We start from the raw sequence: 12,666 nt of genomic DNA on the forward strand, positions 1-12,666 counted from the left end.
GTCGGCACGGTCGGCGGCGATGACCTGGACGCGCCCGGCGGGCAGGTCGATGACGGCGGTGACGGGGGCGGGGGTGTCGAACTTCTGCATCAGGTGCTCCTGCGTTCGTCGCTGTTTCCGATGAACGAAAAGCTACGTTGCATTCACTATCCGAGCAAGAGACTCGTTGCACATAACTGCTATCACAGCAGGTAGATGCAGTGATTTCATTGCAACGAATCGGAAATCAACGCAACGCCAGCCACCGGTCCGTTGCAACAGATCCGAAGTGAACGCTATGCTGCGGACACCAGGAACCACGAAGGAGACCGCGATGCCGGGAGGCAGGCTCACCCAGCAGGAGCGTCAGCAGATCGCGCTGGGAGTGGCCGACGGCCTCGCCTACGCGGAGATCGCCCGCCGCCTCGAGCGCCCCACCTCGACCATCACCCGCGAGGTCATGCGCAACGGCGGCCCCACCGCCTACCGCGCCGACCTCGCCCACCGCGCCAGCGAACGCCGGGCCCACCGCCGCCGCCAGGCCACACCCCGAGGGACGCAGGCGGCGCCCGAAGCGGCCCACGGGCGCGACCCCGAGGCGGTGCGCGAGTACGAGGAGACGTTCACCACCGTCCTCATGCAGACGGGCGCGCCCAAGATGATGGCGAGGGTGCTGACCTGCCTCTACACCAGCGACACCGGCAGTCTGACCGCCGCCGAGCTCGTCCAGCGCCTCCAGGTCAGCCCTGCCTCCATCTCCAAGGCCATCAGCTTCCTGGAGAGCCAGGACCTGGTGCGCCGGGAACGCGACGACAGCCGCCGTGAGCGCTATGTCGCCGACAACGACGTCTGGTACCAGTCCATGGTCGCCAGCGCCCGCGGCACCACCCAGCTCGCCGAGACCGCGCGCCAGGGTGTGGGCGTCCTCGGTTCCGGCACGCCGGCCGCCGTCCGTCTCGAGAACATCGCCCGCTTCCTCGACTTCGTCTCCGAGAGCATCATCCGCGCCGCGGACCAGGCCCGCGATGTCCTCTACACCCAGCCCGAGCAGGCTCCCGACGGCACGGACTGAGTTCGCTCAACTGATGAGTTCCCCCGCGACTGACTGACACAATCCGCCGCATGGCGATCATCCACAACACCACGCTCAAGCCCACCAAGCTGGAACTGCTCACCACCTGGCTGCCCACCCGCCCGTGGTACGCCGGGTCCGGCACACCGGAGTTGGCCAAGGCCGGCGGGTTCCGGCTGGACGATCCGGAGGGTGAGGTCGGGATCGAGTTCATGGTGGCCGTCGACTCCTCCGGCCCCGAGCCCGTCGCCTATCCGACCCCCCTCACCTACCGCGCCGCCCCGCTCCCCGGCGCCGAACACGCGCTCGTCGGCACCATGGAACACGGCGTCCTGGGCACCCGCTGGGCCTACGACGGCAGTCACGACCCGGTGCTGCGCGCCGAACTCCTCGCCCTGTTCGAGGGCCGTGCCCGGGCCATGGCCCAGAGCATCAGCGACACCCCCGACCACGAGGTCACCCACGCCTACACCGGCCCCGGCCTGCCCACCGGCCCCGCCGAGGTCACCGACGACCGGGACGGCACCGCTCTGTCCCTCCCGGGCGGCACGGTCCTCCGTCTGCACCGGCACGTTCGAGCCACGGCCCCCGAGGGCGCGGCAGGCCACGTCTCCGGCGCCTGGGACGCGCCGGACGGCACCCGCGCCCGAGTCGTCTTCGCGAGCCTGCACACCCCCTGACAAGGGGATGTCACAGCGGAGGCGGCTGTCTCGTCCCGAGAGGTGCAGGCAAGCCTCGATCAAGGAGTGGACGATGAACCTCGCGCTGTGGATCGCCGCCGGACTGCTGGGCACCTTGGCCCTGGCCGCCGGCATCACCAAGATCTTCGTTCCCAGGCAGACGCTGGCAGCGGCCCACGGCGGCGGCTGGACCGGGGACGCCAGTACGGCCTTCGTCAAGGGCCTGGGCGTCCTCGAAGTCCTCGCCGCGGCGGGCCTGGTCCTGTCCGCCGCGCTCGACATCGCACCGGTGCTGGTCCCCGTGACCGCCGTCTGCTGGATCCTCCTGATGATCGGCGCGATGATCACCCACGGCCGCCGCGGCGAGTCGGCACTCGTCGCGCTGAACCTGGCCTACCTGGCCCTCGCGGTGTTCATCGCGTGGGGCCGCTTCGGCCCCGAGTCCTTCACCGGCTGACCCACGACCACCGAGGAAACAGGGATGAGCAGGACCGAGGAGTTCCAGGCACTACGACCGCTGCTGTTCTCGATCGCCTACCGCATCCTCGGCAGTGTCGGCGAGGCCGAGGACGCGGTCCAGGAGACCTGGCTGCGCTACGAGTCCACCGACACCGAACCCCGGTCCGTGAAGGCCTACCTCTCGACCACGGTGACCCGGATCGCGATCGACGTACTGCGCTCGGCGCGCGTCCGCCGCGAGCAGTACGTCGGCGACTGGCTCCCCGAACCGCTCCTCGACGACCCCTACGACGACCCCGAGCGGGCGGCCGAACTCGCCGACTCGGTGTCGATGGCGGCCCTGCTGCTCCTGGAGCGGCTCAGCCCGCTGGAGCGCGCGGTGTTCGTCCTGAGGGAGGTCTTCGACTTCGGCTTCCCCGAGGTCGCGTCCGCGGTGGGCCGCTCCGAACAGGCCTGCCGCCAACTCGCCTCCCGGGCCCGGCGCCACATGGCGGCGGGCCGCCCCCGCTTCGAGGCGGACCGGGAGGAGCGGGCGGAACTCGCGTCCCGGTTCTTCGACGCCCTGCGAGAGGGCGACGTCGACGGCCTCCAGGGACTGCTCGCCGCCGACGTCTCGATGGTCGGCGACGGCGGTGGCAAGGCACCGCAGCTGGCCCGCGCGGTCGTCGGCGCGTCGAACGTGGCCCGGCTGCTCGGCTCGGTCTTCCCGCGGATGTCCCGCGTCGAGGTGACCTTCGCACCGCACGACCTCAACGGCCAACCGGGCGCGATCTTCTACGACCGTGACGGCAGGGTCCTGCACACCCTGACCCTCGACATCGTCGACGGCCGGGTCCGGACGATCCGCACGGTCGTCAACCCCGACAAACTCGCGCACCTGGGCCCGGTGGCGGACGCGTGGGCGATCGACCGGGAGATCCGGTCGAGGCGCCCCGCGCGATGACCCGACCCCGCGTCAGAACCCCACATCCGCCCCGCGATACGTCGGCACCCGCCGGACCCGGCTCGCCCGCTCGTACGCGTACGCGAGCCGCAGCAGCACCGGCTCACTCCATGCCGTCCCCATGAACGTCAGCCCGACCGGCAACCCGAACGCGAACCCCGCCGGCACGCTCACGGCGGGATACCCGGCAATCGCCGCGGGCGTGGACGCGCCGCCGCCGTACGAGTCCCCCCGGATCAGGTCGATCTTGGCCGGAGGGCCGGTGGTCGGCATGACGAGGGCGTCGAGGCGGTGTCGGCGCAACACCGCGTCGATCCCTTCCGCCCGCGACAGCCGACGGTTCACGGCCAGCGCCTCCTCGTACTCCCGCCGCGAGAAGTCCAGCCGCTCCACCGCCTCCAGCCCGTCCTGCCGTGCGTAACGCAGCTCACGGTCCGCGTGCGCGCGGTTGAAGGCGATCAACTCCCCGAGGTCGCGGGGGTGTTCGCCACCGGCCGCGGCCAGGTACGTGTTCAGGGCGCGCTTGAACTCGTAGGCCTGGACGACCATCGAGCCGGGCAGGTCCTCCAGCTGCTCGGCCGTGGGGATGTCCGCGGGGTCGACGATCACCGCCCCGGCCGCGCGCAGCACCTCGATCGCCCGTTCCGCGATGTCGTCGGCGTGGTCGCTGTAGCCGAAGTACACGGTCCGCGGGACGCCGACACGTGCCCCGCGCAGCCCGTCCGCGTCCAGGAACCGGGTGTAGTCGCGGTGGACGTGTCCCCGGCTCGCCGTCGTCGCCGGGTCCCTGCCGTCGACCCCGACCAGCGTGCCGAGCATGATCGCCGCGTCCCGGACCGTGCGGGCCATCGGACCGACGCTGTCCTGGCTCGGCACGCCGGGGATCATTCCGCCCCGGCCGACCAGTCCGACGGTCGGTTTGACGCCGACGACACAGTTCGCCGACGACGGGTCGATGATCGAGCCGTTGGTCTCGGTGCCGATGCCGGCGACACACAGGTTGGCCGCGACGGCGACGCCGGTGCCGGAGCTGGACTCGTTGGGTGAGCGGTCGAGCTTGTACGGGTTGCGGGTCTGGCCGCCGCGCGCGCTCCACCCGGCGTGGTGGGTGAGGGAGAGGCCGCCCGCCCACTCGCTGAGGTTGGTCTTGCCGAGGATGACGGCTCCGGCGGCCCGGAGCCGGGCGGCGACCGTGGCGTCCCGCGCGGGCCGCAGCCCCTCCAGGGCCAGCGAGCCGGCCGTGGTGTGCATCCGGTCGGCGGTCTCGACCAGGTCTTTCAGCAGGACGGGCATGCCGTGCAGCGGGCTACGGGGGCGTCCGCCCGCGTCGAGCCGCCGCGCCTCCCGCAGCGCGTCGGGGTTGACCTCGATCACCGCGTGCAGCATGGGATCGATGCGCTCGATCCGCTCCAGGTAGTAGCGGGTGAGCCGTTCCGCGTCGAGGCGCCCGCGCTCCATGAGCGCGCGCAGTTCGGTGATGCCCAGCTCGTCGAACTCCCCGCCGGCGGTGCCGGCCCGGGCCGGGGCGGTGCCCAGCCAGGGTGTGGCCGCCGCCGCGGTGCCGAGCGCCAGCACGTTCCGCCGGGTCGCGCGGATTTGCTCCATGCGTGTCATGCACTGCACGCTAGAGACGAATCCGCCCCAACTCCCTCCGGCTGTCCCCCGGTTCCGCAGGGGAGCAATCCCCCCGAAGCCGGTGCTTGCCTTGAGTCCACTCCAAGGCGTTGGCTTGACCACCATGAAGTACACGCAGCTCGGACGCACCGGACTCAAGGTCAGCCGACTCGTCCTCGGCACCATGAACTTCGGCCCGCAGACCGACGAGGCCGACTCGCACGCCATCATGGACTCGGCTCTCGACGCGGGAATCAACTACTTCGACACCGCCAACGTCTACGGCTGGGGCGAGAACAAGGGCCGTACCGAGGAGATCATCGGCAACTGGTTCGCGAAGAGCGCCGCCCACCGCGACAAGGTCGTCCTCGCCACGAAGGTCTACGGCAACATGGCCGCGGACGGCGAGGCGTGGCCCAACCACGACAAGCTGTCGGCGGTGAACATCCGCCGTGCCGTCGACGCCTCGCTCAAGCGGCTCCAGACGGACTACATCGACATCTACCAGTTCCACCACGTCGACCGCGCCACTCCCTTCGAGGAGATCTGGCAGGCGATCGACACCCTCGTCCAGCAGGGCAAGATCCTGTACGTCGGGTCCTCCAACTTCCCCGGCTACAAGATCGCCCAGGCCAACGAGATCGCCGCGAGGCGGGGCGGCACCATCGGGCTCGTCAGCGAGCAGTGCCTCTACAACCTCGCCGAGCGCCGCGCCGAGATGGAGGTCATCCCGGCCGCCCAGGAGTACGGCCTCGGCGTGATCCCCTGGTCCCCGCTGCACGGCGGTCTGCTCGGCGGGGTCATCAAGAAGGAGGCCAAGGGCGGCCGCCGCGCCTCCGGCCGGGCCGCCGACACCCTGGCCGACCCGGCCAAGCGGGCCCAGATCCAGTCGTACGAGGACCTGCTGGAGAAGCACGGCCTGGAGCCCGGCGAGGCGGCCCTGGCGTGGCTGCTGACCCGCCCCGGCGTCACGGGGCCGATCGTCGGCCCGCGTACGGCGGAGCAGCTGGAGTCGGCGATCCGGGCCGTCGAGCTGGACCTGAGTGAGGAGGTCCTGGCGGGCCTGGACGAGATCTTCCCCGGCCCGGGTCCGTCTCCGGAGGCCTTCGCCTGGTAGCGCCCCTTCAGGGGCGCGGGGCGGAGTCGATGTGGGGCTCCGCCCCGCGGGCGCGACCAGCCACAACGGCGCAGCAGCCGACAACCGGCCACAGCTCCCCTTACCTACCAAGCGCCGCAGCAAGAGCAACAACGACGAACATCATCACGAGCACACCGGCCATGATCCGGTTCCGGGTCTTCGGGTCCACGCATCGAGCCTAACCGGCCCCGCCCAGCGCCCAGCGGCCGACCACCTCATAGCGGGGCTGCTCCCCCGGCACCCCGGACCGCGGCAGATTGCTCCGCACCAGCGCCAGCTCGGCCACCGTCCACGTACGACTCGTGAACCCGTCGAGCACCTCCAGACACGGCCGCACGTCCACCGCCTCCCGACTCCGCGCCACGGTCAGGTGGGCCTTGTAGCGCCGGTGCTCCCCCATCTCCACGCCCGCCTTCCGCCCCGCCGCCTCCGCCCGCTCGGCCAGCAGCCGCAGCACCGCCAGCTCGCCGGAGGCGCCCGCCCACACCGCCCGCCCGTGCCCGAACTGCCCGCCACCGCGCAGGGCCAGCGGGAAGCACGGGGTCCGCCGGGCCGCCCGCTCCAGCCGCGCCGACAGTTCCGGTACGACGGCCTCGTCGACCTCGCCGTAGAAGGCGAGCGTGAAGTGCCAGCCGGGGACGCCGGTCCAGCGCAGCCCCTCCGCGCCGGGCAGCTTCCTCAACTCGGCGACCACGGCGAGGAGTTCCTCGGTGACATCCGGCGGAGGCAGCACCGCGGCGAAGAGTCTCATGAGGGCCAGCCTGTCACCATGAGGGCATGGAGATCAGCATCAGGGACGGCGGACCCGACGACATACCCGTGATCCTCGGCATGCTCGACAGCTGCGTGAAGTGGCTGGTCGCGCAGGGCCGTCCCGGTCAGTGGGGGACGACGCCGCTGTCGGGGAGCCCGAGGACCGTGGAGTCCGTCGCCCGGTACATCGACGAGGGCAGGGTGTTCATCGCCGAGGCCGACGGTGCCCCGGCCGCGACCCTCACGATCACCGACGCGCCCGGCGCCTACCTGGCGCATCTCCCGCCGCCCGGCGAACCCGAGCGGTACATCCACTGGCTCGCCTCCGACCGCCGCTTCAAGGGCCACGGCGTCGGCAGCGCCCTCCTCGCGCACGCCGCCGAGGAGACCCGGCGCGCGGGCGTCGCCCTGCTGCGGGTGGACTGCTACGCGGGCGACGACCGCAAGCTGGTCGCCTACTACGAGGCGAACGGCTTCACCCCGACGGACACGTACACCGCCGGGGCGAACAACGACTGGCCGGGCCAGGTTCTGGCCATGCGGGTACGGCCGTAGCCGTAGCGCTCACGCCGCCGCGGCCAGCTGCTCCCGCGCCTCGCGCGGCACGAACCGGACGTGCGGGTGACCGCGGTTCCAGCCGACCGACAGGCGCAGGTTGCCGACGCGGGCCAGGACCAGGCCGATCGTCGCGGCCGCAGCCGCGGCGATCGCGCCGCCCACCGCGAGGCCGGCGCGGACGCCGTACGCGTCGGTGATCCAGCCGGCGATCGGCGCGCCGATCGGGGAGCCGCCCATGAACACCATCATGTACAGGGCCATCACGCGGCCTCGCATGGCCGGGTCGGTGCCCATCTGGACGCTGGTGTTCGCGGTGACGTTGACCGTCATCCCGAACATCCCGATCGGGGCCATGAGCAGGGCGAACAGCCACAGCGACGGGGCGATCGCGGCCACGATCTCCAGCGTGCCGAAGGCCACCGCGCCCACGACCAGCACCCGCATCCTGGCGGTGCCGCGCCGGGCCGCGAGCAGGGCGCCGGCCAGGGAGCCGACGGCCATCACCGTGTTGAAGAGGCTGTAGGAGCCCGCGCCCGCGTGGAAGACGTCGTCGGCGAAGGCGGAGAGGTAGACGGGGAAGTTGAAGCCGAAGGTGGACACGAACCCGACCAGGACGATGGTCCAGATCAAGTCCGGCCGTCCGGCCACGTAGTGCAGGCCCTCCCGCAGCTGTCCCTTGCCGCGCGGGGCGCGCTCGACGACATGCAGCTCACGCGCCCGCATCATCAGCAGACCGACGAGCGGGGCGACGAAGGACAGGCCGTTGGCGAGGAACGCCCAGCCGGTGCCCACGCCGGTGATCATGACGCCCGCGACGGCGGGGCCGATCAGCCGGGCCGACTGGAAGTTCGCGGAGTTCAGGCTGACCGCGTTCTGGAGCTGGTCCGGGCCGACCATCTCGGAGACGAACGACTGGCGGGCCGGGTTGTCGACGACCGTCGCGAGACCGGCGGCGAAGGCGGCGAGATAGACGTGCCAGACCTGGACGTGGCCGGTCAGGGTGAGGACGGCGAGCGCGAGGCCGGTGAGGCCCATCGCGGACTGCGTGAACAGCAGCGCGCGGCGCTTGGACAGCCGGTCGACGAGGACACCGCCGTAGAGGCCGAAGAGCAGCATCGGCAGGAACTGCAGGGCGGTCGTGACGCCGACGGCGGTGGCGGAGCCGGTGAGGCTGAGCACCAGCCAGTCCTGGGCGATGCGCTGCATCCAGGTGCCGATGTTCGAGACGACCTGGCCGAGGAAGAACAGGCGGTAGTTCCTGACCTTCAGCGAGCTGAACATGGATGACTTGCGGGACACAGAGGTAGAAGGGATCGGTGCGGGGACGGAAGGTGCTCCGGGTCCCGTACTCAAAGTGCGTTCGCCTCCTCTTCGCGGCTTACAGGTGTGCGAGTTTCTCCAGCACGGGGGCGGCGGCGCGCAGTTTCGCCCACTCGTCCTCGTCGAGGTTGTCGACCAGGGTGGCCAGGAAGGCGTTCCGCTTGGCGCGGGACTCCGCGAGCATGGCCTCGGCCTGCTCGGTCTTCGTGACGACCTTCTGGCGCCGGTCCTCGGGGTGCGGCTCCAGCCGGACGAGCCCCTTGGCCTCAAGGAGCGCCACGATGCGGGTCATCGACGGCGGCTGGACGTGCTCCTTGCGGGCGAGCTCCCCCGGGGTGGCCTTGCCGCAGAGGGAGAGGGTGCCCAGCACCGACATCTCGGTGGGGCTGAGCGACTCGTCGACCCGCTGGTGCTTGAGCCGACGGGACAGTCGCATCACGGCTGATCGCAGGGAGTTCACGGCGGCAGCGTCGTCGCCATGGGTTAGGTCCGGCATCTCTTTAGCGTAACTCATTACTCTGGCTAAACAAGCTGGCGCGCACGGGGATTCCCGTGACGCGGGCCACTCGTCACGCATTCGTCATCCGATCCTGCACAACCTTCGACGGCCGTGATCCACCTCACACCGGAACCTCAACTGCCGCCCCATTTAGGAGATTTCACGCGGTGGACAGCGTCGGGAGCACAGGGTTACATCAGCATGTTCCTTCCGCTCGTCGTGCCGCGTCCCGTCCGCGACCTCCACTCTCCAGCCCGAGGAATCCCGCCTTGCGACACCTCAGACAGCTACGTCTCGCCGCGCTGGCCGTGCTCCTGGCAGCGGTTCCGACCGCGTGGTCCGCCGTACCGGCGCCCGCCGTCACTGGCACTCCCGTCGCCGACACCACGTTCGGCTACACCGCGCAGGTCGTCGTCGGCGACCACGACCGCGGCTGCTCCGGTGTCCTGGTCGCCCCCCAGTGGCTGCTCACCGGCGCGAGCTGCTTCGCCGACGACCCGGCCACCAGCCTCGCCGTCCCCGCGGGCAGGCCGGCGTCGCCGACCACCGCGACCATCGGCCGCTCCGACCTCACCACCGGCGCGGGCGCGGTGCGCCAGGTCGTCGAGCTGGTGCCCAGCACCACCGGCCGCGACGTGATCCTGGCCCGGCTGAACCAGGCGGTCACCAACGTCACCCCCATCGCCCTGGCCACGGGGGAGCCCACCACCGGCGAGAAGCTGGCGTTCGCCGGGTTCGGACGCACCAGGACCGAGTGGGCGCCCCTGAAACTGCACACCGGCACGCTCTCGGTGGACGCCTCGGACGCGAACACGGCCACGGTCACCGGCGTGGACGGGGTGGCCGCGTGCGCCGGTGACACCGGCGGCCCGGTAGTGCGCACGACCAACGGAACCGACCGGCTGGTGGCCCTCACCAGCCGCTCGTACCAGGGCGGTTGCTACGGCACGGACGCGGCCGAGACACGCACCGGCGGCGTCGCGGCCCGTGTCGACGGACTGGCCTCCTGGATCGACACCGCCGTCACCGCCGCCCGCCCCCTGAACAACAAGGGGACAGCGAAGTGCCTGGCCGTGCCCCGGGCCGACACGGAGAACGGCACCGGTCTGATCCAGTGGACCTGCAACGGCGGCGCCGAACAGAAGTGGCACCTGACGCCGGTCGCGGGCGGGAACGGCGACCGCTACGTCGTCAAGAACGCCAACAGCGGCCGGTGCCTCGCCATGCCGGGCGCCTCGGTCGCCGACGGCACCCAGGCCATCCAGTGGACCTGCAACGGCGGCAAGGAGCAGGTCTGGATCCACGACAGCCTCGACCGGCTGCGGAACCTGAACAGCGACAAGTGCCTCGCCATCCCGGCCTCCAACCCCGACATCGGCACCAAGGCCATTCAGTGGACGTGCTCGGCGAACAATGACCAGAGGTGGACCTGGTAGCGGGGGGGCGCCCCGGTCTGCGAAGGCGCAGGCTCCCCGCCCCGGCGGGCAGCGAAACCGGATCTTCACCCGAACGAGTGAGCCGGGTGCGGAAAGTGAACGCTGCCCCCCGCGGACGACCGACCCTCGTCTCCATGGGGACCAGCGTGCTCAGCCTGCGGATAGACGGGGAGCTGCTCGATCGGCTCCGGGACCATGCGGCCAAAAGGGGGATGAGCGTCCAGGACTATGTGGTCCGAACGCTCATCCGGGACGACTTCGACGAGCGGTTCCAGACCGCCGTCGACGAGACCGAGAAGTTCTACGGGGTCACGTGAGGGCTGGACACGTGAGGGCGGCTCACGTCAGGCCCAGTGCCGGCATCAGGTAGTAGAAGCCGAACACCGCGGCCACGACATACATCGGAACCGGAACCTCCCGGCCCCGCCCCGCCGCCAAGCGCAGCACCACGAAGGTGATGAAGCCCATGCCGATGCCGTTGGTGATGGAGTAGGTGAACGGCATCATCACCATGGTGACGAAGGCCGGGATCGCGATGGTCCAGTCGGCCCAGTCGATGTCCCGGACCGAGTTGGCCAGGATCATGAAGCCGACCGCGAGCAGCGCGGGGGTGGCGGCCTGGGACGGGACCATCGTGGCGACGGGCGTGAGGAACAGCGCGATCGCGAAGAGCCCGCCGGTGACCACGTTCGCGAAACCGGTGCGGGCGCCCTCGCCGACGCCGGCGGTGGACTCCACGAACGCCGTCGTCGCCGACGACGAACTCGCACCGCCCGCGGCGACCGCGAGGCCGTCCACGAAGAGGACCTTGTTGATGCCGGGCATCTGGCCCTGGGCGTCGGTGAGCTTGGCCTCGTCGGAGACGCCCATGATCGTGCCCATCGCGTCGAAGAAGCACGACAGCAGGACCGTGAAGACGAAGAGGATGCCGGTCAGCACGCCGACCTTGTCGAAGCCGCCGAAGAGGCTGACCTTGCCGAGCAGGCCGAAGTCGGGGGTGGCGACCGGGTTGCCGGGCCATTTCGGGGCCGTGAGCCCCCAGGAGGGGACCTTGGCGACGGCCTCGATGATCATCGCCACGACCGTCATCGTGACGATCGAGATCAGGATCGCGCCGGAGACCTTGCGGACGATGAGCGCGAGGGTGAGCAGGGCGCCCAGGATGAACACCAGGACGGGCCAGCCGTTGAGGTGGCCGTCGGCGCCGAGCTGGAGCGGGACGGTGGTCTGGGCGACGTCCGGGATGCGCGAGACGAAGCCGGAGTCGACGAGCCCGATCAGCATGATGAACAGGCCGATACCGATGGAGATCGCCTTGCGCAGCCCGAAGGGCACCGCGTTCATCACCCGCTCGCGCAGGCCGGTGGCGACCAGCAGCATCACGATGAAGCCCGCCAGGACCACCATGCCCATCGCGTCCGGCCAGGACATCCGGGGCGCGAGCTGGAGCGCGACGACGGAGTTCACGCCGAGCCCGGCGGCCAGGGCGATCGGGACGTTGCCGACCACGCCCATGAGGAGCGTGGTGAAGGCCGCGGTGACGGCGGTCGCGGTGACCAGCTGGCCGTTGTCCAGGTGATGGCCGTACATGTCCTTGGCGCTGCCGAGGATGATCGGGTTCAGCACGATGATGTAGGCCATCGCGAAGAATGTGGCGAAGCCGCCCCGGATCTCGCGCGGCAGGCTGCTGCCCCGCTCGGAGATCTTGAAGTAGCGGTCGAGGGCGGTCGGCATTGGATGTTCCTACGAGCAGAAGTGGACAGGCACAAACTGTTTCAGTATGAACGTATAAGTTCGGCGGGGCCATCTCCGCGCGTAGATGTGATCGCCTCGTAAGCTGTCCCCCATGGCCGGCTTTTTTTCGGGACCCATCAAGCACGAGGCTCCGGAGCCCCTGGAGGGCCCCGTGGTCGCCACCGTCACCGGTGGCACGATCCTCTGGTTCGTGCTCTTCCTCGTGCAGCTGCCCTTCTACGGCTGGTTCTCGGACCACGACCACACCTGGTGGCTGTGGACCTGCCTGGCCGGGGGCGTGCTCGGGCTGTACGGCACCTGGTACGTGCGCAAGCGGGACGCGGCGATCAGGAAGGCGACCGGCACGGACTCGGCCGCCGGCCCTGCACCCGAGTGACGAACACCCCCTAGTACCACGGCATCACTCGCCCCTTCCGGTCTCCTCCCCAGGTCGGAACTTCCGGTCACTCGGCGGGTGAAG

General features: G+C 70.5%; 14 protein-coding genes. 9 read left to right on the forward strand and 5 right to left on the reverse strand.

Going from position 1 to position 12,666, the window contains the following annotated elements; all coding sequences use genetic code 11:
* The first annotated feature begins 313 nt into the window (after positions 1–313).
* From ABZT02_RS30220 to ABZT02_RS30235, 4 genes are all read left to right on the forward strand, one after another.
* Positions 314–1,051: a helix-turn-helix domain-containing protein gene (locus tag ABZT02_RS30220; RefSeq protein WP_356022986.1), complete on the forward strand. Its 738-nt coding sequence runs from the start codon at positions 314–316 to the stop codon at positions 1,049–1,051.
* 50 nt (positions 1,052–1,101) lie between these two features.
* On the forward strand, positions 1,102–1,731 hold the full coding sequence (locus tag ABZT02_RS30225) for a 1,4-alpha-glucan branching protein (RefSeq protein WP_356022989.1): 630 nt from the start codon (positions 1,102–1,104) through the stop codon (positions 1,729–1,731).
* A gap of 73 nt (positions 1,732–1,804) precedes the next feature.
* Positions 1,805–2,188: a DoxX family protein gene (locus tag ABZT02_RS30230; RefSeq protein ID WP_356022991.1), complete on the forward strand. Its 384-nt coding sequence runs from the start codon at positions 1,805–1,807 to the stop codon at positions 2,186–2,188.
* 24 nt (positions 2,189–2,212) lie between these two features.
* A complete protein-coding gene (locus tag ABZT02_RS30235) occupies positions 2,213–3,133 on the forward strand; it encodes an RNA polymerase sigma-70 factor (protein WP_356022993.1) in 921 nt (306 codons plus the stop codon).
* 12 nt (positions 3,134–3,145) lie between these two features.
* Here ABZT02_RS30235 and ABZT02_RS30240 read toward each other — a convergent pair whose 3' ends face one another.
* Positions 3,146–4,738: an amidase gene (locus tag ABZT02_RS30240; RefSeq protein ID WP_356023402.1), complete on the reverse strand. Its 1,593-nt coding sequence runs from the start codon at positions 4,736–4,738 to the stop codon at positions 3,146–3,148.
* Positions 4,739–4,871: 133 nt separating this feature from the next.
* On the opposite strand from ABZT02_RS30240, the gene ABZT02_RS30245 reads away from it, so the two are divergent.
* Positions 4,872–5,864 (forward strand): aldo/keto reductase, encoded by a 993-nt coding sequence (locus ABZT02_RS30245; RefSeq protein ID WP_356023404.1) that lies wholly within the window; start codon positions 4,872–4,874, stop codon positions 5,862–5,864.
* A 199-nt stretch (positions 5,865–6,063) separates the two neighbouring features.
* On the opposite strand, the gene thpR is transcribed toward ABZT02_RS30245, so the two are convergent.
* Positions 6,064–6,636, reverse strand: a complete 573-nt coding sequence (gene thpR, locus ABZT02_RS30250) for an RNA 2',3'-cyclic phosphodiesterase (RefSeq protein ID WP_356022996.1) — start codon at positions 6,634–6,636, stop codon at positions 6,064–6,066.
* Between the two features lie 26 nt (positions 6,637–6,662).
* Between thpR and ABZT02_RS30255 the strand changes: the two genes are divergently transcribed.
* Entirely contained in the window at positions 6,663–7,193 is a 531-nt protein-coding gene (locus tag ABZT02_RS30255; protein WP_356022998.1) for a GNAT family N-acetyltransferase, read from the forward strand.
* A 9-nt stretch (positions 7,194–7,202) separates the two neighbouring features.
* Here the strand turns inward: ABZT02_RS30255 and ABZT02_RS30260 are convergent, their stop codons facing one another.
* Together ABZT02_RS30260 and ABZT02_RS30265 are read right to left on the reverse strand one after the other, a co-directional pair.
* Complete coding sequence (locus tag ABZT02_RS30260; protein ID WP_356023000.1) at positions 7,203–8,477, reverse strand: MFS transporter; 1,275 nt, start codon at positions 8,475–8,477, stop codon at positions 7,203–7,205.
* Positions 8,478–8,574: 97 nt separating this feature from the next.
* Positions 8,575–9,012: a MarR family transcriptional regulator gene (locus ABZT02_RS30265; RefSeq protein WP_356023003.1), complete on the reverse strand. Its 438-nt coding sequence runs from the start codon at positions 9,010–9,012 to the stop codon at positions 8,575–8,577.
* Between the two features lie 272 nt (positions 9,013–9,284).
* Here ABZT02_RS30265 and ABZT02_RS30270 point away from each other — a divergent pair, with 272 nt between their 5' ends.
* Both ABZT02_RS30270 and ABZT02_RS30275 read left to right on the forward strand, forming a co-directional pair.
* Entirely contained in the window at positions 9,285–10,451 is a 1,167-nt protein-coding gene (locus ABZT02_RS30270; protein ID WP_356023005.1) for an RICIN domain-containing protein, read from the forward strand.
* Between the two features lie 134 nt (positions 10,452–10,585).
* Positions 10,586–10,768: a ribbon-helix-helix protein, CopG family gene (locus ABZT02_RS30275; RefSeq protein WP_148008990.1), complete on the forward strand. Its 183-nt coding sequence runs from the start codon at positions 10,586–10,588 to the stop codon at positions 10,766–10,768.
* A gap of 22 nt (positions 10,769–10,790) precedes the next feature.
* Here the strand turns inward: ABZT02_RS30275 and ABZT02_RS30280 are convergent, their stop codons facing one another.
* A complete protein-coding gene (locus ABZT02_RS30280; RefSeq protein ID WP_356023009.1) occupies positions 10,791–12,185 on the reverse strand; it encodes an NCS2 family permease in 1,395 nt (464 codons plus the stop codon).
* 112 nt (positions 12,186–12,297) lie between these two features.
* Here ABZT02_RS30280 and ABZT02_RS30285 point away from each other — a divergent pair, with 112 nt between their 5' ends.
* A complete protein-coding gene (locus ABZT02_RS30285) occupies positions 12,298–12,582 on the forward strand; it encodes a DUF2530 domain-containing protein (RefSeq protein WP_356023011.1) in 285 nt (94 codons plus the stop codon).
* Positions 12,583–12,666: the final 84 nt, after the last annotated feature.

Source organism: Streptomyces sp. NPDC005402 (genome assembly GCF_040606575.1).
In the GTDB taxonomy this organism is placed as follows: domain Bacteria; phylum Actinomycetota; class Actinomycetes; order Streptomycetales; family Streptomycetaceae; genus Streptomyces.